Raw genomic sequence first — 313 nt, forward strand, 5'->3', positions numbered from 1 at the left:
ATATGTGCTGGAAAAATATAGGATTGGGGCCGAAGAACACATCAACCTGTACAGCGTCAACCTGTATCATGGTGAGAGTCGTGTGGAATTTGAGTCACGGCTCGCGTACTTCGATAACTTCCTGACGATCACACATGGGGAGGCCGAAAGCTTGGGGTTCCCGATTTACCACTTCAACAGCACTGGCGAATTCTTCAATCACGTGACAGGTTAAACATGAGCGAAACACGTACTCAGGTGTGGTATGTGGAATTGGATGCGCGGGAGAAACCGATCCGGTTCTACACGATGTATCTGTACACGAATATGGAAC

General features: G+C 48.2%; 1 protein-coding gene. It reads left to right on the plus strand.

From position 1 onward, the window contains the following. Positions 1 to 214 (plus strand): hypothetical protein (locus AC1RO3_RS08040; RefSeq protein ID WP_481763936.1); only part of this gene is annotated, 214 nt, incomplete at its 5' end. Between the last annotated feature and the right edge of the window lie 99 nt (positions 215 to 313).

The sequence above is a fragment of the Dellaglioa sp. CoH-57-MRSF-19 genome, assembly GCF_056781975.1.